At 67.9% G+C, this 17,529-nt stretch carries 18 protein-coding genes, 4 tRNA genes, 1 pseudogene and 2 riboswitches; of the genes and pseudogenes, 6 read left to right on the top strand and 17 right to left on the bottom strand.

Features of this window, described 5'->3' with window-relative positions:
* Positions 1 to 10 precede the first annotated feature (10 nt).
* The 5 genes from QAD21_RS05155 to QAD21_RS05135 form a co-directional block, all read right to left on the bottom strand.
* Positions 11 to 712, bottom strand: a complete 702-nt coding sequence (locus QAD21_RS05155; protein WP_280360620.1) for a DUF1275 family protein — start codon at positions 710 to 712, stop codon at positions 11 to 13.
* Positions 713 to 762: 50 nt separating this feature from the next.
* Complete coding sequence (locus tag QAD21_RS05150) at positions 763 to 1,221, bottom strand: VOC family protein (protein WP_159370208.1); 459 nt, start codon at positions 1,219 to 1,221, stop codon at positions 763 to 765.
* Positions 1,218 to 1,694: an AraC family transcriptional regulator gene (locus QAD21_RS05145; RefSeq protein ID WP_280360618.1), complete on the bottom strand. Its 477-nt coding sequence runs from the start codon at positions 1,692 to 1,694 to the stop codon at positions 1,218 to 1,220. The genes QAD21_RS05150 and QAD21_RS05145 overlap by 4 nt, the downstream gene beginning before the upstream one ends.
* Before the next feature lie 21 nt (positions 1,695 to 1,715).
* Positions 1,716 to 1,988, bottom strand: a complete 273-nt coding sequence (locus tag QAD21_RS05140; protein ID WP_280360616.1) for an excalibur calcium-binding domain-containing protein — start codon at positions 1,986 to 1,988, stop codon at positions 1,716 to 1,718.
* A 150-nt stretch (positions 1,989 to 2,138) separates the two neighbouring features.
* Positions 2,139 to 2,531 carry a hypothetical protein gene (locus tag QAD21_RS05135; protein ID WP_280360615.1) on the bottom strand — a complete coding sequence of 131 codons (393 nt, stop codon included), beginning with the start codon at positions 2,529 to 2,531 and terminating at the stop codon, positions 2,139 to 2,141.
* Positions 2,532 to 2,656: 125 nt separating this feature from the next.
* Between QAD21_RS05135 and QAD21_RS05130 the strand changes: the two genes are divergently transcribed.
* Positions 2,657 to 3,541, top strand: coding sequence for an alpha/beta fold hydrolase (locus QAD21_RS05130; protein ID WP_137809762.1), 885 nt, complete (start codon positions 2,657 to 2,659; stop codon positions 3,539 to 3,541).
* Between the two features lie 2 nt (positions 3,542 to 3,543).
* Here QAD21_RS05130 and QAD21_RS05125 read toward each other — a convergent pair whose 3' ends face one another.
* Positions 3,544 to 4,497: an L-lactate dehydrogenase gene (locus tag QAD21_RS05125; protein WP_078113046.1), complete on the bottom strand. Its 954-nt coding sequence runs from the start codon at positions 4,495 to 4,497 to the stop codon at positions 3,544 to 3,546.
* A gap of 116 nt (positions 4,498 to 4,613) precedes the next feature.
* Positions 4,614 to 4,792: riboswitch (cobalamin riboswitch) on the top strand.
* A gap of 46 nt (positions 4,793 to 4,838) precedes the next feature.
* On the opposite strand from QAD21_RS05125, the gene QAD21_RS05120 reads away from it, so the two are divergent.
* The 4 genes from QAD21_RS05120 to QAD21_RS05105 all read left to right on the top strand — a co-directional run bounded on the left by QAD21_RS05120 (position 4,839) and on the right by QAD21_RS05105 (position 9,688).
* Complete coding sequence (locus tag QAD21_RS05120; RefSeq protein ID WP_068971794.1) at positions 4,839 to 5,918, top strand: iron ABC transporter permease; 1,080 nt, start codon at positions 4,839 to 4,841, stop codon at positions 5,916 to 5,918.
* A 23-nt stretch (positions 5,919 to 5,941) separates the two neighbouring features.
* On the top strand, positions 5,942 to 6,748 hold the full coding sequence (locus tag QAD21_RS05115) for an ABC transporter ATP-binding protein (protein WP_280361596.1): 807 nt from the start codon (positions 5,942 to 5,944) through the stop codon (positions 6,746 to 6,748).
* An 11-nt stretch (positions 6,749 to 6,759) separates the two neighbouring features.
* Entirely contained in the window at positions 6,760 to 7,839 is a 1,080-nt protein-coding gene (locus QAD21_RS05110; RefSeq protein ID WP_280360611.1) for an ABC transporter substrate-binding protein, read from the top strand.
* A 205-nt stretch (positions 7,840 to 8,044) separates the two neighbouring features.
* Complete coding sequence (locus tag QAD21_RS05105) at positions 8,045 to 9,688, top strand: HNH endonuclease signature motif containing protein (protein ID WP_280360609.1); 1,644 nt, start codon at positions 8,045 to 8,047, stop codon at positions 9,686 to 9,688.
* Positions 9,689 to 9,758: 70 nt separating this feature from the next.
* Here the strand turns inward: QAD21_RS05105 and rplA are convergent.
* The 11 genes and pseudogenes from rplA to QAD21_RS05050 form a co-directional block, all read right to left on the bottom strand.
* Positions 9,759 to 10,474 (bottom strand): annotated as a pseudogene (gene rplA, locus QAD21_RS05100) (50S ribosomal protein L1).
* An 82-nt stretch (positions 10,475 to 10,556) separates the two neighbouring features.
* On the bottom strand, positions 10,557 to 10,991 hold the full coding sequence (gene rplK, locus QAD21_RS05095) for a 50S ribosomal protein L11 (protein ID WP_004021736.1): 435 nt from the start codon (positions 10,989 to 10,991) through the stop codon (positions 10,557 to 10,559).
* Between the two features lie 137 nt (positions 10,992 to 11,128).
* The gene (nusG, locus tag QAD21_RS05090; RefSeq protein WP_280360607.1) at positions 11,129 to 12,007 is read right to left on the bottom strand and encodes a transcription termination/antitermination protein NusG; all 879 of its coding nucleotides are present in this window, start codon (positions 12,005 to 12,007) and stop codon (positions 11,129 to 11,131) included.
* Between the two features lie 70 nt (positions 12,008 to 12,077).
* Positions 12,078 to 12,551 (bottom strand): preprotein translocase subunit SecE, encoded by a 474-nt coding sequence (gene secE / locus QAD21_RS05085; RefSeq protein WP_058253327.1) that lies wholly within the window; start codon positions 12,549 to 12,551, stop codon positions 12,078 to 12,080.
* Between the two features lie 39 nt (positions 12,552 to 12,590).
* Positions 12,591 to 12,663 (bottom strand) — tRNA-Trp (locus QAD21_RS05080).
* A gap of 222 nt (positions 12,664 to 12,885) precedes the next feature.
* Complete coding sequence (locus tag QAD21_RS05075) at positions 12,886 to 14,538, bottom strand: ATP-binding cassette domain-containing protein (protein ID WP_280360605.1); 1,653 nt, start codon at positions 14,536 to 14,538, stop codon at positions 12,886 to 12,888.
* A gap of 225 nt (positions 14,539 to 14,763) precedes the next feature.
* The gene (locus tag QAD21_RS05070) at positions 14,764 to 15,861 is read right to left on the bottom strand and encodes a fused (3R)-hydroxyacyl-ACP dehydratase subunits HadA/HadB (protein WP_058253328.1); all 1,098 of its coding nucleotides are present in this window, start codon (positions 15,859 to 15,861) and stop codon (positions 14,764 to 14,766) included.
* 94 nt (positions 15,862 to 15,955) lie between these two features.
* Positions 15,956 to 16,123 carry a 50S ribosomal protein L33 gene (gene rpmG, locus QAD21_RS05065; protein ID WP_045823858.1) on the bottom strand — a complete coding sequence of 56 codons (168 nt, stop codon included), beginning with the start codon at positions 16,121 to 16,123 and terminating at the stop codon, positions 15,956 to 15,958.
* A 93-nt stretch (positions 16,124 to 16,216) separates the two neighbouring features.
* Positions 16,217 to 16,290, bottom strand: a tRNA-Met gene (locus QAD21_RS05060).
* A 21-nt stretch (positions 16,291 to 16,311) separates the two neighbouring features.
* Positions 16,312 to 16,384 (bottom strand) — tRNA-Thr (locus tag QAD21_RS05055).
* A 117-nt stretch (positions 16,385 to 16,501) separates the two neighbouring features.
* A tRNA-Tyr gene (locus tag QAD21_RS05050) sits at positions 16,502 to 16,582 on the bottom strand.
* Positions 16,583 to 16,737: 155 nt separating this feature from the next.
* Positions 16,738 to 16,831: riboswitch (TPP riboswitch) on the top strand.
* On the opposite strand from QAD21_RS05050, the gene QAD21_RS05045 reads away from it, so the two are divergent.
* Positions 16,819 to 17,529, top strand: coding sequence for a TenA family protein (locus QAD21_RS05045; protein ID WP_159370202.1), 711 nt, complete (start codon positions 16,819 to 16,821; stop codon positions 17,527 to 17,529). It overlaps the preceding riboswitch by 13 nt.

Raw genomic sequence — 17,529 nt, 5'->3', positions numbered from 1 at the left:
ATGTTTCAGACTATCCAGCGGCCCGTTCGGTTCCATCTGAGCGCGAATTGCCCCGAGACAACGTCTCGGTAACCCGCAGGAGGAGGGTGCAGGCGGCGATCGCGACCCCGGCCCACAACCCGGCGACACCACAGTGACGTTCTGCGAAACCGCCGCACACCGCGCCCAGGACGAACACCGGCCACATCCAGAACACCGCCAGCCACGCCCACGGTCGATCGGTACCCAGCGAGGCGACCAGCTCGTGCGCGGACTTCACCAGCGTGCCGGTGACGTACGTCAAGCCGCCCGGCACCGTCGAGGTGTGCGACAGTGCCGAGTTGATCGCGCCGGTCGCCGTCGCCACCACGATCATCCCGGCCGTCGGCGACGCGGTCAGCGCGACAACGGTGCCGGCGAGAAGCGTCACCGTCACGGCCACGAGAACCCAGACCGGCGAGTGCTGTCCGCCCCAGCGACCGAGTGCCGCGCCGCCCACGGCCCCGCCGAAGAAGGCCGCGACGAGTCCGGCGACGATCGCGATCGTCGACCACCGGCCCGCGGCGGTCGACGCTCCCAGGATCGTCGAGTTGCCGGACATGAACGCGACGAAGCTGCCCTTGAGCACGACGAACGCGATGGCGTCGATGAGCCCGGCCAGGAACAGCAACGCCGCCGCGATCGCGATGTCCGGGTGGTTGCTGCTCAGGTACTTGTCGAGTCGGACCGCCATGGGCACGAATCTAACGCCTGCGTGCCGGTCGGGATGGTCGGCGGACCAGGTCAATCGTCCGGTGCCCAGCAGGCGATGTCCTCGGCTCGGATCGGCCGGGCGGCGACGGCCCGCTGGGTCATTCGCAACGCATTGCCGAACGGGTCCCGGAACGCACAATCGGTGCCGTAGGGCTGGTCTTCGGGGTCCTGGGTGAACTCGACGCCGCGTGCGACGAGCGCCGCGTGGGTGCCGCGGCAATCGTCGGTCGACAGGATCGTCACCGGCATCGCCCCCTGCGTCACGAGGTCGCGGATCTTCGCGGCGGTCTCGTCGGAAAGCGCGGGCGGCCCGGGCTTCTCGAGCAGGATGAGCCGGTCGGGTTGACCGGGCGGCGCGATCGTCAACCACCGCATGAAACCCATGTCGACGTCGGTGTCGACCGTGAAACCGAGTGTGCCGACGTAGAAGTCGAGTGCGACGTCCTGATCGAGGACGTAGACGGAATGGATACCGATGCCGTTGATCATGCGCCCGACGATACGACCGGCGGCCCGGCCGGCGCTTCTCCGAAATCGCTCACTTCGGCCGCTCGCGGGACCCCGGTGGCAGCATCGCTCGGCCTGGTCCACCGGCGCACGAAGCAACCGGGAACGGGAATCGGAGCGACACGCTGCCGGTAGGCCGTGGGACTGGAGCCGACGATTCGGCTGAACGTCCGGCCGAACGTGCCAGGACTGTCGTAGCCGACCAGCAACGCGACGTCGAGCACCGGGACGTCGGTGGTCCGAAGGAGGGCACAGGCCCGCTCGATGCGCCGACGCTGCAGGTAGCGGTGCGGCGTCTCCCCGAACACGGCCCGGAACCGGCGGATGAAGTGCGACGGCGACATCAGCGCGATGCGGGCGAGCGTTGCGATGTCGAGGTCGTCGGCGTAGGAGCGGTCGATGGCGTCGCGCGCACGGAGCAACCGGCGGTTCTCGTCCTCGACCTGGGTGAACACGTCACCCAGTGTGACGCACGCTCAGTGCTTCTCGCAGGCGATGCCGTCCCCGTCGCGGTCGCTCTCGGAGTTCGCCTCGTACAGTTCGTCGTCGACGGTGAACGTCGTGACCGGCGTACCCGACGTCGAGTCGACGGCGCCGGTCTTGCCGACACCGTGCGGGTAGTCGCCGCGCAGTTCGGTGCAATTGCCGTAGTCGGTAGCCGCCGAGGCGGGTGCCGCCACCATCAGCGGAGCGACCGTCATCGACGCCGCGGCCAGGAATCCGAGAACCATCTTTCGCGAGCAACGCATCGTGCTTGACCTTCTTCGTAGTGTCCCCCGACACCTCAACGTGACTAGGTGACACTACGGGTTCCAGCCGGCGAAAAGCGCATGCGACGCGAAGATTGGTCCGGCCGACGGACACGCCGTCGGCCGGACCCGGGATCGGAAGGCGCGGGGTCAGCGGCGGGGTTGTTCCTTGAGCAGGACGTTACCCAGCGGGATACCACCGTAGATGTACGTCGTGCCGACGTAACCGTTCTTGGTACGCCGATACTCGACCCGTTGGTACCACTGCACGGGCGGGTCCGCGGTCAACGCGACGACGCCACCACTCTTCGTGTGCTGGATCTGCTGACGCGACAGATTCCACGGTCCGAGTCCGTAGTAGTCGGTGTACAACCCGTTGCCGATGACCCGGACGTTCGACTCCGGAGTCGGGATGACCCCGTAGATGAGCTGCTGATGTTTGTAGTTGCCCGGCTTGATCTTGGCGCTGGAATCACCCGCGCCCACAGTCAATCCGAGTACTGCTGTTCCGGCGATCAACGCCCCCGCTATCAATCTCTTCACGACGGCAGACGCTAGCAGCGTCGACGTCGGGTTCCATCTCGCTTTCCACAGCCTCCGGCAAGCCTGCCATCCGACAACGCGTATTGGTACAGTCCGGCCAGGCAATCACCGACAGCGGGGGAACGATGAGCAGGAACGACGTCGAGTTCGATTCGTCCGGGACGACATGCCGGGCCTGGTGGTACCGGCCCGAGGGAACCACTCCGGCACCGGTCATCGTGATGGCACACGGGCTCGGTGCGGTCCGGCGGATGCGCCTGGACGCGTTCGCCGAGCGTTTCACCGCCGCGGGATACTCGTGCCTGGTGTTCGACTACCGCCACTTCGGTGACAGCGACGGCGAACCGCGACAGCTGCTGTCCATTCGCCGCCAACTCGACGACTGGGCCGCGGCAATCGCCTTCGCCCGAACACTCAGCGGTGTCGACACCTCACGGATAGTGCTGTGGGGCACCTCCTTCGGCGGCGGACACGCCCTCGTCGCGGGCGAACGCGACGGCCGGGTGGCCGCGGTGATTTCCCAGTGCCCCTTCACCAGTGGAACAGCCTCCACCGCTGCCCTGGGAGTGGCGTCCGGGGCAAAGGTGACCGTGCGCGCGCTCGCGGATCTGGCGGGTTCGGCACTGGGCCGTCCGCCGGTCACCGTCGGCCTCGCCGGTGCGTCCGGCTCGGCCGCCTTGATGACGGCACCCGACGCGGTGTCGGGATACCTGCCGCTGGTGCCCGACGACCTGGAGTTCATCAACGAGGTCGCCGCGCGGGTCGGTCTCGCCATCCCGCTGCACACGCCTGGTCGGTCATTGCGAAAGCTCACCTGTCCCACGCTCGTGTGCATCTGCGACGAGGACACCGTGGCGCCGGCCGGACCGACTGCCCGGTACGCCCGCCGCGCCCCGGCAGCGCGAGTGATTCGTTATCCGGCAGGACATTTCGACATCTACGTCGGCGCCGACTTCGAGCGGGTGGTCGCCGATCAGCTCGAGTTCCTGCGCGGGACCGTCCCCGTGTGACGTCAGAACCCGAACCGCGCCTGCATCCCGCGCAGCGTTTCCGCCGATGCCAGCAGACCCGCCCGCTCGGAGTCCGACAGCGGGACATCGAGCCGGGTCTGGGCACCACCGCGGTCGACGACGGTCGGCAACGAGAGGCACACGCCGTCGAGCCCCTCGATGCCGTCCGCCCGCGTCGACACCGGCAGCACCCGGTGTTCGTTGTTCAGGATCGCCTCGACGATGCGCGTCGAGGCCAGACCGATCGCGTAGTTCGTCGCCCCCTTGCCCTCGATGATGGTGTACGCGGCATGTACGACCTCGTGGTGAATACGTTCGCGCGCAACGGCGTCCATCGCCGGACGGCCGGGCAGCGGCGTCCACGAGGTGAGCGGCACGCCCCCGATCGACGCCGAACTCCACAGCGGGATCTCACTGTCGCCGTGTTCGCCGACGATGTAGGAGTGCACGCTCTGCACCGCGACCCCGCAGTGCTGCGCGATCAGGAATCGCAGCCGGGACGAGTCCAGCACCGTGCCCGAGCCGAAGACCTGGTGCGGTGACAGCCCGCTGATCTCCTGGGCGGCGTAGGTGACGATGTCGACGGGATTGGTGACCATCACATAGATCGCGTTCGGGGCCACCGCCAAGACCCCGGGGAGGATGGCGCGTGTCAGACCGATTGTGGCCTCGGCCAATTCGAGGCGCGACTGCCCGGGCTTCTGCTTCGCGCCGGCGGTGAACACGACGACGTCGGCGTCCGCACACACCGACACGTCGTCGGATCCGATGATGTCCGCGCGGGGCACGAACTCGAGGCCATGCGACATGTCGAGCACCTCGGCGGTCACCTTGGCAGCGTTGATGTCGAGGAGGGCGATGGTCCGTGCGACACCTCGGATGAGGGACGAGTAGGCGATCGCGGTGCCCACCGCACCCGCCCCGATGATGGCCAGCTTCGTGTCTCGTACGTCCATCGCTTCACCGTTTCCGCGTCGGGTTCATCGATCGTCGGCACCCAGCGTAGGTGCTCGCGTGTCGGCTGTCCGGGCTGCGCCGCCGACCGCGCGTTCGGTCGGCGGTCGATGTTGATAGCGTGAGCCCCGAGAACGGTCACACCCGCACACGTGGGTGTCAGGGAACCCGGTGTGAATCCGGGACTGGCGCGCAACGGTATGGGAGACGGATTCGGCGCGGACACCGGGGCGACCCGGGAAGGCGCCGGCGCCACGATCCCGAGTCCGATTACCGGCCGTTCTCGCTCGAGTCCATCGTGTATCTCGCGCACAGATACCCAGACCGATAGGCAGTACCACCCGTGTCCCGTCGTACCGACGGCACGACCGAGAGCGCGACCGCCCCGTCGGTCCGGCGACTCCCGTCGACGCCGCTAGCCGCAGTACTGTTCGTCCTCACCCTCCTCAGCATCGCCCTGGCCACCGCTTTCGGCGCGGAGACCATCCCCGTCGGCGACGTGTGGCACACCGTCGTCGGCCGGATGACCGGGGCCGAGCTCGACTCCGCGCACGCCGTCATCATCTGGGATCTCCGGTTGCCCCGGTCCGTGCTGGCCGCGCTGGTCGGAGCCGGGCTGGCGCTGGCCGGCGCACTCATGCAGGCCCTGGTCCGCAACCCGCTGGCCGAACCGTACCTGCTGGGTGTGTCCGCCGGCGCGGCGGTCGGGGCCACCGCGGTGATGACCCTCGGCGTGCTCGCGGGACTGGGCGTCTGGGCGCTGTCCGGCGGGGCGCTACTCGGCGCGCTGGCCGCCACCGTCACGGTGTACCTGGTGGCCCGCGCCCAGGGCGGGCTGACCGCGCTCCGTCTCATCCTGTCCGGCGTCGTGCTGTCGTCGGCATTCATGGCATTGTCGTCGCTGCTGGTGTTCACCGCCGCCGACCCGCACGCCGCCGACAACGTGATGTTCTGGATGCTCGGCAGCGTCGCCGGGGCCACCTGGGCGAAAGTGCAGATCGCCGGGGTGGTCGTGCTGGCCACCGTCGTGGCCATGCTCGCCATCCACTCCTGGCTCGATGCCTACGCGGCCGGCACCGACACCGCGACGTCGCTGGGCGTGCCGGTACGCGCGATGCGCAACGCGCTGTTCGGTGTCCAGGGTCTCCTGGTCGGCGTGCTCGTCGCGGTGGCGGGCGGCATCGGCTTCGTCGGTCTGATCGTCCCGCACGCGGCGCGACTCCTGGTCGGCGCCACCCACCGCGCGATGTTGCCGGTGGCGGTCTGCGGCGGTGCGCTCTTCCTGGTGTGGGTCGACGTGATCTCGCGGGTGGCGGCCGCACCGCGCGAGATGCCGCTGGGCATCGTGACCGGACTGATCGGGGCACCGATCTTCCTGTTCCTCATGGGACGACGCCAATACGTGTTTGGGGGTGGCTCGTGACCGATCCCGCCCGCGCATCGTCGATGTCGTTGCGCGCGAACGCGCTTGCGTGCCGTCGCGGTGGCCGCGTCGTACTGCGGGATGTCGATCTCGCGGTCCCCGCCGGCACCCGACTGGCCATCGTCGGGCCCAACGGTTCCGGCAAGACCACCCTGCTGCGCACGCTGTGCGGTCTCGAACGCCCGGCCGCCGGCACCGTCGAGGTGAACGGAGACGACCTCCACCGCATCCCCTCGCGACGCCGCGCCATGTCGATGGCGGTGGTCGGCCAGGAGGAACAGCCCTCCGCGGAGCTGACGGTCGCCGAGGCGGTCGGCCTCGGCCGGACCCCGTACCGGTCGGCCTGGTCCACCGGGAGTTCCGACGACAAGACGGTGGTCGATCGCGCGTTGATCCAGGTCGGGCTCGACGGCTGGGGCACCCGCTCGTGCACCCAGCTGTCCGGCGGCGAACGGCACCGCGTCGTCCTCGCCCGTGCGCTCGCTCAGCAGACCCCGATCCTGGTGCTCGACGAACCCACCAATCACCTGGACGCCGCCTGGCGACTACGACTGATGGAGGTTCTCGACGAGCTCGACGCCACCGTGGTCGCGGCGATGCACGACCTCGACCTCGTGTTGCGTCACTTCGACTCCGTCGCAGTGGTTTCCGACGGCGGTGTCATCGTGCACGGGCCACCGGTCGAGGTGCTGACGCCGGCTCTGCTGGCCGACGTCTTCGAGGTGTCCGGCACCGTCGTCGACCATCCATCGACGGGCCTGCCCCATCTGCTCCTGAACACTCCCACCACCACACCCGCCCCCAGCACTCTGACGAAAGACATCCCGTGAGAGGACATCCTTTGACCATACGTACGTCCCGAGTCCACCCGACCGTCGCCATCGTGGCGGCGGCTCTGACGCTGGGAACTGCCACCGCCTGCGGTGCCGACAGCACTGTGGCGTCGGAAAGCACTGTCGCCATATCGAATTGCGGAGCCGACGTCGCTTACCCGCAACCCCTCGACCGGTTGTTCGTCAACGACGGCGGCATGATCGCGATCGCACTCGCCGCGGGTGCCCGTGACAACATGGTGGCGGTCAGCGCGCTCGCCCGGGACAAGGACGTCCTGCGGCTGGAGTACGGACCCCAGGTCGACACGCTGAACGAGGTCGCGACCGAACGTCCCACCCTCGAGAACATCGTCGCGGCGAAACCCCAAGTGCTGTATGCCGGATACAACTACGGCATGAGCGAGTCGCGCGGGATCACACCCGAGATCCTCGCCGGACACGGCATCGACGTGTACCAGTTGTCCGAGGCGTGCCGGCAGACCGAGGGCGAGGCGCAGCGCGGCACCATGGACCCGTGGGTCGCGCTCGACACCGATCTGCGCAACATCGGCACCCTCACCGGCAATCCCGAGCAGGGCGCCGCCGCGGCCGACGAGGTGGCCGACCGCCTCGAGAAGCTGCGCGCCGCACCACAACCCGCCGCGAAACCGACCGTGTTCGTCTTCGACAGCGTCTCCGACACCATCTTTTCCTCCGGATCCTTCGGCGGCCCGCAGGGCATCATCGACGCCGCGGGCGCGCGCAACGCGACCGAGGACATCGAGGACACCTGGACCGCCGTGAGCTGGGAACGCCTCACCACCGCGGACCCCGACGTCATCGTGTTCGTCGACTATCCCGGCCAGTCGGTCGACGAGAAGATCGCCGCCCTGCGATCGAATCCCGCGAGCCGGAACCTGAAGGCGGTGCGCGAGAACCGCTTCGTGAACCTGCCGTACGCGATGTGGGTGTCGAGCCCACTCAACATCGACGCCGCCGAGATCATGCGCGGCGTTCTCGAGAACCACGGCCTAGCACCGGAATCCGGTATCACCCCGTCCCTGGATTTCGCGCAATTGGACCTCGGGGGCAACAACTGGCTGGAGTGAGTCGCGGGACGCCCCGTTGAACACGTGGGGCCGCGGCGATCGTCATGCCGCCGCCCCACGGAGAAGTCGGTGGACCCCTACCACGAGGCACCGACACGTTACCGGCTTTGAATAGCGTTGCACAACATCAGTTTTGGCTTGCAATGCGCTCGCACCGGTGTACACTCGAACGTACATTCGCGGCAACGGTTCTCGGGGGGTGACCATGTCTGACGAACAAGCGTCGCGGCGACCGCGTGCCCTCGAGTTGGTGGCCGACCTGCACCGCATCCTCGGTGAGTTGCAGACCGTGGATCTGTCGCCGTGTACCGATGCCGAACTCGCTGAAGTGGCCGCGGAGACCGAACGCGCCATCGCACGTCTGACCGTCGCCGGTGACCGGCAGATCGATCAGGCCGTCGCTCGCGACCTGCCACGCAAGGCCGGCTGCCGCTCCCTCATGCAGTACATGACGCACCGGTTACGGGTGTCGAACCCGATGCGCCGCCGTAAGCAGATGGACGCCACCGCCCACCGCACCAGCCTCGGCGGCGAGGTACTCCCACCCGAATACCCCTGCCTCGCCGAAGCTTTCGCACAAGGCGCGGTCGGCACCGCGCACGTACAAGCCACCCTCGACGTCCTCGACCGCATCCCCGGCACCATCGACCACGACATCAAAGTCGCCGCCGAACGACAGATGGCCGAGATCGCCGAAGCCCACACCCCCGCCGAGATCACCCAACTCGGTGCCCGCCTGCTTGCCCACCTCGACCCCGACGGCACACTGACCGACGACACCGACCAGAAACGACGCCGCGGCCTGTGGATCGGTCGGCAACGCGCCGACGGGACAGCCAAAATATCGGGCACCCTCACTCCAGCACTTGCCGCCCGACTGACGATGATGTTCGCCGTATGGGGCAAACCCGGACTCAACAACCCCGACGACCCCGCCTCGCCCCAAGGCCCGGCCGGCACCGCCGACCCCGACGCCCTGACCGCCGCAGCCGACCGCGACGGTCGCACTCTCGCCCAAACGAATCACGACGCGCTCGACGCCGCCCTGGCCGCAGGCTTCGCCGACGGAACACTGGGAACCTCGCACCGCGGCCTGCCCGTGCAACTGATCGTCAAAGCCGACCTCGGGGACCTGATCCGAGAAGCCGGACTCGCCACCACCGCCACCGGCACCCTGCTGCCCATCCGGGACCTGATCGCGATGGCCGGTGACGTCCAACCTTGGTTGGCGATCTTCAAAGACGCCACCGCTGTGCCGCTGCACTTCGGGCGGGGCAAACGCCTGGCGACCCGCGAACAGCGCCTCGTCTCCTTCGCCCGCCCCGACGGGGAAGTATGCTCGGCACCCGGCTGCGACCAGCCCGCCACCCAGGTCGAACTCCACCACGCACAACGGGACTGGGCCAAGGGCGGTCTCACCGACATCGATGATCTCGCCCCTGCCTGCCCCCGTCATAACCGGATGGTCGGCGACCAACCCGGCCAATACACCACCCGCATCGAACGGTCCGGACCCGACGAAGGCCGCTGCCTGTGGCGGTTGAACGTCGAACCCGGCGCCCCGCCCAACCCCGAACGCCTCAACCGCCGACCCGACATGCCCCGGCGGTTCGCCCAACACCTGAACACCGTGCGCAACGAGATCCACGGACCTGCCACCAGGTCCGGCGATGACTCGCGCCCACACCAGTCGCGGCCCGACGCCGTCGGCTACGGCGACCGCGGCCGGCGCCTCGAACTCGCCTACCGAGAACTCGTCCATCCGCGAACACCGCCGGAGCACCTCACCACCCCACCGCTGACCCCGGTCGAAGCCGCACTCGCACGCATACTCACCGACCACGCGTGATTGCACACAACACGAGGGGCCCGGCATCGGAATGCCGGGCCCCTCGTGGGTGTCAGTGCGCCTGATCAGATCAGGCCTGCGGTGCCTCCGCGAAGTTGCGGGTGACCGCCGGGTCGACCGGGATGCCCGGGCCCGTCGTCGTGGAGACGGTGACCTTCTTGATGTAGCGGCCCTTGGCGGCCGACGGCTTGGCGCGCATGATCTCGTCGTAGGCAGCGCCGTAGTTCTCGGCCAGCTTGGCCGGGTCGAACGAAGCCTTGCCGATGACGAAGTGCAGGTTCGCAGCCTTGTCGACGCGGAAGTTGATCTTGCCGCCCTTGATGTCGTTGACAGCCTTGGTGACGTCGGTGGTCACGGTGCCCGTCTTCGGGTTCGGCATCAGGCCGCGGGGTCCGAGGACACGCGCGATACGGCCGACCTTGGCCATCTGATCCGGGGTGGCGATCGCGGCGTCGAAGTCCAGCCAACCGCCCTGGATGCGCTCGATCAGATCCTCGGCGCCGACCTCGTCGGCACCGGCGGCGGTGGCCTCAGCGGCCTTGTCGCCGGCGGCGAACACGATCACGCGGGCAGTCTTACCGGTGCCGTGCGGCAGATTGACGGTGCCTCGAACCATCTGGTCTGCCTTACGGGGGTCGACGCCCAGCCGCATCGCGACCTCGACGGTCGCGTCGGTGTTCTTCGACGACGTGTCCTTGGCCAGCTCCACAGCCTCCAGCGGGCTGTACAGCTTGGTCTTGTCGACCTTCTCGGCCGCGGCGCGTAGGCCTTGCTCTTCTTGCTCATTGCTCTGTTCCTTCTCCGCCGTCAGTCGGCGGGGTGTGTGGTGCGGGCCGAGCCGGCCCTCCCACGGTGATGATGAGGTCCGTCAGCCTTCGACGGTGATGCCCATGGACCGAGCAGTACCGGCGATGATCTTCGCGGCCTGGTCGATGTCATTGGCGTTCAGGTCTTCGGCCTTGGTCTTGGCAATCTCACGGACCTGGTCCATGCTCACCTTGCCGACCTTGTTGGTGTGGGGCTCGCCGGAGCCCTTCTGCAGGCCGGCGGCCTTCAGCAGGAGCTTCGCAGCCGGCGGGGTCTTCAACTTGAAGTCGAAGGAGCGATCTTCGTACACGAAGATCTCGACCGGGATGACGTTGCCGCGCTGCGACTCGGTCGCCGCGTTGTACGCCTTGCAGAACTCCATGATGTTCACGCCGTGCTGACCAAGCGCCGGACCCACGGGCGGGGCCGGGTTGGCCTGGCCTGCCGAGATCTGGAGCTTGATGATCCCGGCGAGCTTCTTCTTCTTGGGAGGCATCTTCTGTTCCTTGCTTGTTTCCTTGCGAATTCACGCCCGCTGGAGACGTGAAAGTTCTGGGTTGGTGGTCCGGCCCTAGATCTTCTCGACCGTGACTCTCAGAGGTCGGTGAAGATACGAGCGCCGCTTCGCGTCGGTCATATCTTCTCGACCTGGTTGAACCCGAGCTCGACCGGCGTCTCGCGACCGAAGATCGACACGAGGACCTTGACCTTGCGCTGCTCGGCGTTGACCTCGCTGATCGACGCGGGCAGCGTGGCGAACGGGCCGTCCATGACGGTGACCGACTCGCCGACCTCGAAGTCGACCTCGATGACGTTCGACGCGGCGGCCGCTGCGGCCTCGACGCCCTCGGCGGCGGCACCGCGCGACGCGGCGGGCTTCTTGGCCTCGGTCCGCGGCATCAGGAACTGCAGCACCTCGTTGAGCGAGAGCGGCGACGGCTTGCTGGTCATCCCGACGAAGCCGGTGACACCCGGCGTGTTGCGCACGGCGCCCCACGACTCGTCGTTGAGCTCCATGCGGACGAGGATGTAGCCCGGCAGCACCTTGCGGTTGACCTTCTTGGGCTGGCCGTTCTTGATCTCGGTGACCTCTTCGGTCGGCACCTCGACCTGGAAGATGTAGTCGCCGACGTCGAGGTTCTGCACGCGGGTCTCGAGGTTGGCCTTGACCTTGTTCTCGTAACCGGCGTAGCTGTGGATCACGTACCAGTCGCCGGGCGCGCGGCGGAGCTGCTTGCGCAGTTCCTCGACCGGATCGACCTCCGCCTCTTCAACCAGGGCCTCTTCGACAGGGGCCTCGTCAGCGGCGGCCTCGTCAACCGGGAACTCGTCGGCATCCTCGGAGACGGTGTCCTCGGCGGGGGCCTCGTCACCCTCGACGACCGCGTCGTCGGCGACCGCGTCACCCTCGGTGTCCACCGCGTCGGTCACGGCCGCGTCGACAGCGTCGACGTCGGCAGCAGCCACGTCGACGGAATCGGTCGAGGCGAGTTCGTTCTCCGGGGTGCTCACTGCAGCCCACGCTCCTTATGGTTCATCTGGCGGTCGTGTTCCTCGTCGCCGGCCGAGCCCACCGCGTGGGTCAGCCGAACAACCAGAGCACGCCCTTGGCGAAGGCGAGGTCGAGGCCGGCAATGAACGCGGTCATCACGATGACGAACACGAGCACGACGATCGTGTAGGTGATCATCTCGCGCCGCGTAGGCCAGATGACCTTCTTCAGCTCGGCGACGACCTGCGTCAGGAAGACCCAGATCCGTACGAACGGATTCCGGCTCTCCTCGGCAGACGCCTTCTTCTTGGTCTTGCGTTCCTTGACGGCGACGGACCCCGTGTCGGAGTCGGTGTCGCCGTCGGTTGCACCCGCCGCCGAGCGACGTCCGCGAGCCGAGCGCTTACCGGACGGACGCAGCTCCTTCGCGGTTCCGGTCGACGTCTCGTCGTCCGTACCCGCGTCGGTGGCCTCGTCGCGACCGTCGAGCTCAGCCGCGGCCGAATCGGCCGCAGAACCCTCTGCGGCGTCTTTGGCGCGGGCGGCCCGGTCTCGCTTGCTCAACTTCGCGGTCCTCTCGTCAGCGTGTGCCCTTCACCAGGGCAGGGGCGACAGGACTTGAACCTGCAACCTGCGGTTTTGGAGACCGCTGCTCTGCCAATTGAGCTACGCCCCTTTGCGACGCCCGCCACCGGAGTGGTCGGCGTTGCCGTCCTTCTCGATCCGGCCTCGCGGCCCGTCGACGTTTCGTCGCCGACAAAACCAACGCGCCACCCTATGGGTAGCGCGCAAGTCTGAATCAATCAGACACTTCAGTGTAGATCACCGGGGCGGTGGACCCAAAACGGGCTCGCCTCCGCTCCCCCGACGACCGTACACCCGCCGCGACGGCTCACCGTCACGGTTCGCGTCCATCGGTGAGTTCGATGCGTGGCCACCCGTCGAGATCGTCTCGCATCTGCCGATCATGAGTGGCCACCACGACCGCGCACGCCGCGTCGGCGAGTCCGGCCGTCAGCTCGTCGACGAGGCCGGCCGAGAGGTGATTCGTCGGCTCGTCCAGGAGCAGGACGTCCGGCCGGGCGACCAGGCAGGACGCCAGGTGGAGCCGTCGCTGCTGCCCCTGCGACAACCGCGAGACCGGGGTGCGGGCGGCGTCCGCGTCGAGCAGACCGAGGCTGCGCAGCGACGGGGCGTCGGCGCCGCGCACTTCGAGCCGACGCCGCTGCTCGTCGTAGATCTCGTGCGCGGTCCGGTCGGGGTCCCACCGCGGGACCTCCTGCGTGAGGAAACCGAGGTGCGCACCGGCACGGACGTCGAGCCGGCCCTCGTCGGGCGGGAGCAGTCCGGCGAGCACCGCGAGCAGGGTCGACTTGCCGGTTCCGTTGCGTCCGACGAGAAGCAGGCGCGATCCGCCGACGATCGACACCGACACCGGCGTCTCGAGGCGGCCTGCGACGGTGAGGTCCCATCCGTCCACGAGCGGCGCCCCGGCGCGGGTGTCCGAACCCGGCAGGCAGAACTGCCCCGGCGGCACCGGCACGGTGATCCGATGTCTCTCCAGCTCGTCGACGCGGCGGTTGAACAGTTGCACGGCTCCGCCGGCCCGGGTCGCCCGCTGATGCTTGCCGGTGCCCTTGTCCGGGGTCCAGTGGCTCTGCAGGCGCCCGCGGGCCGCGTCCGCCGCACGGATGAGTTCGGCGTGTGCAGCCTGCTGAGCGGCGTGATCTCGCTCCCAGCGCTCACGTTCGCGGCATCTGCCGACGACCCATCCGTCGTAACCGCCCCGGTATGTTCGCGGGCGTCCGTCCCGCGTCGGATCGAGGTCGATGAACTCGGTCGCGACGTCGCGCAGGAAGGCGCGGTCGTGACTGACGACCGCGACTCCGCCGGGGTGCGACCGCAGCCTGCGGGACAGAAAGGCCATCGACTCGGCGTCGAGGTGGTTGGTCGGCTCGTCCAACAGCAGCAGGTCGGTGCCGCCGCCCAGCACCACCGCCAGCCGCACGCGGTACCGCTGCCCCACCGACAGAGTCGACAAGGGGCGGTCCCGGTCGGTGCATGCCGCCATGCCGGCGAGCGCGATGTCGATGCGACGTTCGGCGTCCCACGCATCGAGCCGGGTGACCGACTCGAGGGCGGCGGCATAACCGTCGTCGGCACCCGGCGCTCCCTCGGCCAGCGCATCGGTAGCGGCGTCGAGTTCGGCCAGTGCTGCGAGCGAGTCCCCGACAGCGTCGGAGATCAGGTCCCGGACCGTGCGCGCGTCGCCCGTCGGCAGGTCCTGCTCGACCATCGCGACCGTGCCGGCGCGGGTGACGGTCCCGGCGTCCGGGATCACGGCGCCGGCCAGGACGTGGAGCAAGGTGGTCTTGCCGCGACCGTTCTCGCCGACCACCGCAAGCCTCGACCCCGCGGAGACGGTCACATCGACGTCGCGGAGGACCGTGCGCGGGCCTCGTACGACGCTAACGGCCTCGGCACGGACGTGGGCGGCCGAACCCGCCGGGAGTCGACCTTCGGATATGTGGGTACTGCGTTCAGCAGACATGGTGAGTTCTCAGCTCTTCGGTAGCCGATGAGAGACGTGGCTTCTCATCGGGTCGGGAGCCGGACAGCACGACACAGCCGTCCGGCGTCTGGACCGGGACGGCGTACGAGAACTACAGGTGGGAACTCACAGGGAACTCGTCGCCGTCAGCGACGAGTCCAGAGCTTCAACGAGGCGATGCCGGAGTACATGGGTGGCGACCCTAGCAGCGACGATCACTCTCGATCAATTGAATTGGATGACGGCCTGCGCGCGTCCGAAGATCCGGCGGTCACCCTGCTTGGCGGTGATCGCGATGGTCCCGCGACGAGTTGCGGGATCGAGCGACTTCACCTTGCCGGTGAAGTCGACGGCCGCGCTGTCGTCGGCCGGGACGTACACCGGGCTGGTGAAGCGCACGTTGTACTCGCAGAAGGCCGCCGGGTCGCCGATGAACTCGGAGACGAAGCTCGCGCCGAGCCCCATCGTCTGCATGCCGTGCGCGACGACGTCGTCCATGCCGGCCGCGTTCACGACGTGGTCGGAGAAGTGGATCGGGTTGGGGTCGCCGGCCACGCCCGCATAGTTCGCGAGATTGCCGCGCGTCAGCAGGTACCGCTTGGGCGTGAGTTCCTGACCCACCGTGAGCGTGTCGAAGTCGACGGCACCGAAGGCGCCCGGCGACTGCGTCGGGTCGGGGAGGTCGTAGCGACCCGCCTTCGGCTCGACGGTGTGCCCGGACTCGCCGATGGCGTCGACCTTGATCATCACGTGGTCGAGTGACGCCTCGAGTTCGGGGTCGACGTCCATGCCGGGACGCGCGGCCAGAGAGGTCCACGTGGTCATGACCGGCTCGTCGTGCTGGTTCCAGATGACGTTCTTGGTGACCATCAGGTCGATCATCTCGGGACTGCTCACGTGCCGGAACGACTCGAGCGAGACGTCGCAGATCAGGCGGTCCCCGACCTTCATCGGCTGGTGGTAGACCAGCCGCTGGTCGGTCTGCATGATCTGCCACATGTCGTAGCCGGTGACGACGTCTTCGAAGAGCTTGCGCTGGGCGATGATCCCGAGCACCGACACGTAGGTGGGCGCGGCGATCAGGCGGTCGTGGCCGAAGGCCCGGGCGCCCTCCTCGCTCCAGTGGGTCGGGTGCGCATCCTGCACCGCCATCGCGTGCTTACGGATCTCCTCGCGGCCGATCTCGTAATAGTCGTCGACCGTGTAGTGGAAGCCGACGAGGCTCTGCGTGTGGGCGGCGATCTCGTCGGGGGTCGGCTTCGCACCACCGCTCGACGCCTCGTCCGGACGATCCTGGATCTCGGCTCCGCTTACCTGTGACATTGAGCTCTACTCCTTCGGCCGACACAGCAAGACGGGCTGCCTCATCGAGAGGCAGCCCGTTGCTGGTGGTACTTCGAAACGGCCGACGACGGCGTCAGCGCGATTCCTTGTGCCCCTGATGCTTGCCGCAGTTCGGGCAGAACTTCTTGATCTCGAGGCGATCGGGATCGTTGCGGCGGTTCTTCTTCGTGATGTAGTTACGGTGCTTGCACACCTCGCAGGCCAAGGTGATCTTGGGGCGAACATCTGTTGAGGAGGCCACTTGATTGCCTTCTTTCGGGTGGTACGTGGTCGGGTTCGGAAGTTCCCTCAGGGCTTGCGACCCTTGCGCTCGGTTCCGGTCGGACCCGATGTGTAGCGGTGGAGGGACTCGATCCCTCGACCTCACGATTATGAGTCGTGCGCTCTAACCAGCTGAGCTACACCGCCCCGCGGACTTCTCGTCCAGCGAGCCCCCTGACGGAATCGAACCGTCGACCTTTTCCTTACCATGGAAACGCTCTGCCGACTGAGCTAAGGGGGCGTGCCCCGGGCGGTTGTGCCCGAGAGCCCTAACGAGGTTACACACTCGCGTCTGCGCTAGACAAATCGCTGGTCGGAGACCGTCTGTAGAGCAGTTTCGCGAGAATGGACCACGCTGTGGCAGGTATAGGATTCGAACCTATGTAGCTTGCGCGACGGATTTACAATCCGCTCCCTTTGGCCGCTCGGGCAACCTGCCGTGCCGCTCTTCCGGCCACCGTGACGGCCGTACGAACAACGCCGTGAAGAATACAACGAACACCGCATCAACGCGCAAACCGGCTGGTCAACAGGCCGGGACATGGTCGTGGCACAGGCGTCCCACTGCGACCCCCACTCCTGCTACTGTGGCTGCGTTCTGACACGGGGTGCTCCGCGACGCGGGGCTGAGATGAGACCCGAGAACTGTCCAGGTAATGCTGACGAAGGGATGTCATGTCTGTGCATGCGCACGTGCCGGTCTCCGGCCGATTCTCCGACCACCTCTGGGAGGAGACGAAGGGGTTGCGGACGGCGATCGACGACCTCGAGTTCCTGCGGCGGCTCGGCGACGGGACGCTGCCACTCGAGGTGTTCCGCACCTACATGGAGCAGGACTCGCTGTACCTGGCCGGGTACGCGAAGGCCCTCGCCATCCTGGCGTCGAAGTCCCCCGACCCGCAGACCGCGGGGTTCTGGGCGAACTCGTCGGCCACCGCGGCCACCGTCGAGTCGGCGCTGCACGGCGACCTGCTCAACGGCGGCCAGCTGCCTCCGCGTGAGGGCGAACCCGAGCCGTCGCCGGCGTGCCTGGGGTACGTGTCCTACCTGACCGCCGTCGCCGCGACCGAATCGTATGCGGTCGGCGCCGCCGCGGCCCTGCCCTGCTTCTGGATCTACGCGGAAGTCGGCCGGGCCCTGGCCGCGAGTGCGGCCCAGGTACTCGCCGCCGACCCAAACCACCCCTACGCGCAGTGGGTGACCACCTACGACGCCCCGGAGTTCCAGGAATCCGCTTCGCGGGCAAGGGAACTCGTGGACGAGGCCGCGGCGCACGCCGGCGAGCGGGAGCGGGCCGCGATGGCCACGGCGTTCACCGTCGCCACCCGGTTCGAGCTTCTGTTCTGGGACACCGCGCTGAACCCGCAACCGTGGCCCGCCGCATGA

It is taken from the genome of Gordonia sp. SMJS1 (assembly GCF_029866425.1).
Classification (GTDB): Bacteria; Actinomycetota; Actinomycetes; order Mycobacteriales; family Mycobacteriaceae; genus Gordonia; species Gordonia hongkongensis.
This window is presented reverse-complemented; position numbering and strand designations above follow the sequence as displayed.

What these genes read in the sequence shown, in the direction of transcription:
- QAD21_RS05075 (WP_280360605.1), bottom strand. Translation starts at nt 14,538, where the DNA reads ATGTCTGCTGAACGCAGTACCCACATATCCGAAGGTCGACTCCCGGCG.
- QAD21_RS05130 (WP_137809762.1), top strand. Translation starts at nt 2,657, where the DNA reads ATGAGCAGGAACGACGTCGAGTTCGATTCGTCCGGGACGACATGCCGG.
- QAD21_RS05105 (WP_280360609.1), top strand. Translation starts at nt 8,045, where the DNA reads ATGTCTGACGAACAAGCGTCGCGGCGACCGCGTGCCCTCGAGTTGGTG.
- QAD21_RS05155 (WP_280360620.1), bottom strand. Translation starts at nt 712, where the DNA reads ATGGCGGTCCGACTCGACAAGTACCTGAGCAGCAACCACCCGGACATC.
- rplK (WP_004021736.1), bottom strand. Translation starts at nt 10,991, where the DNA reads ATGCCTCCCAAGAAGAAGAAGCTCGCCGGGATCATCAAGCTCCAGATC.
- QAD21_RS05125 (WP_078113046.1), bottom strand. Translation starts at nt 4,497, where the DNA reads ATGGACGTACGAGACACGAAGCTGGCCATCATCGGGGCGGGTGCGGTG.
- QAD21_RS05045 (WP_159370202.1), top strand. Translation starts at nt 16,819, where the DNA reads ATGTCTGTGCATGCGCACGTGCCGGTCTCCGGCCGATTCTCCGACCAC.
- QAD21_RS05150 (WP_159370208.1), bottom strand. Translation starts at nt 1,221, where the DNA reads ATGATCAACGGCATCGGTATCCATTCCGTCTACGTCCTCGATCAGGAC.
- QAD21_RS05115 (WP_280361596.1), top strand. Translation starts at nt 5,942, where the DNA reads ATGTCGTTGCGCGCGAACGCGCTTGCGTGCCGTCGCGGTGGCCGCGTC.
- QAD21_RS05140 (WP_280360616.1), bottom strand. Translation starts at nt 1,988, where the DNA reads ATGCGTTGCTCGCGAAAGATGGTTCTCGGATTCCTGGCCGCGGCGTCG.
- QAD21_RS05070 (WP_058253328.1), bottom strand. Translation starts at nt 15,861, where the DNA reads ATGTCACAGGTAAGCGGAGCCGAGATCCAGGATCGTCCGGACGAGGCG.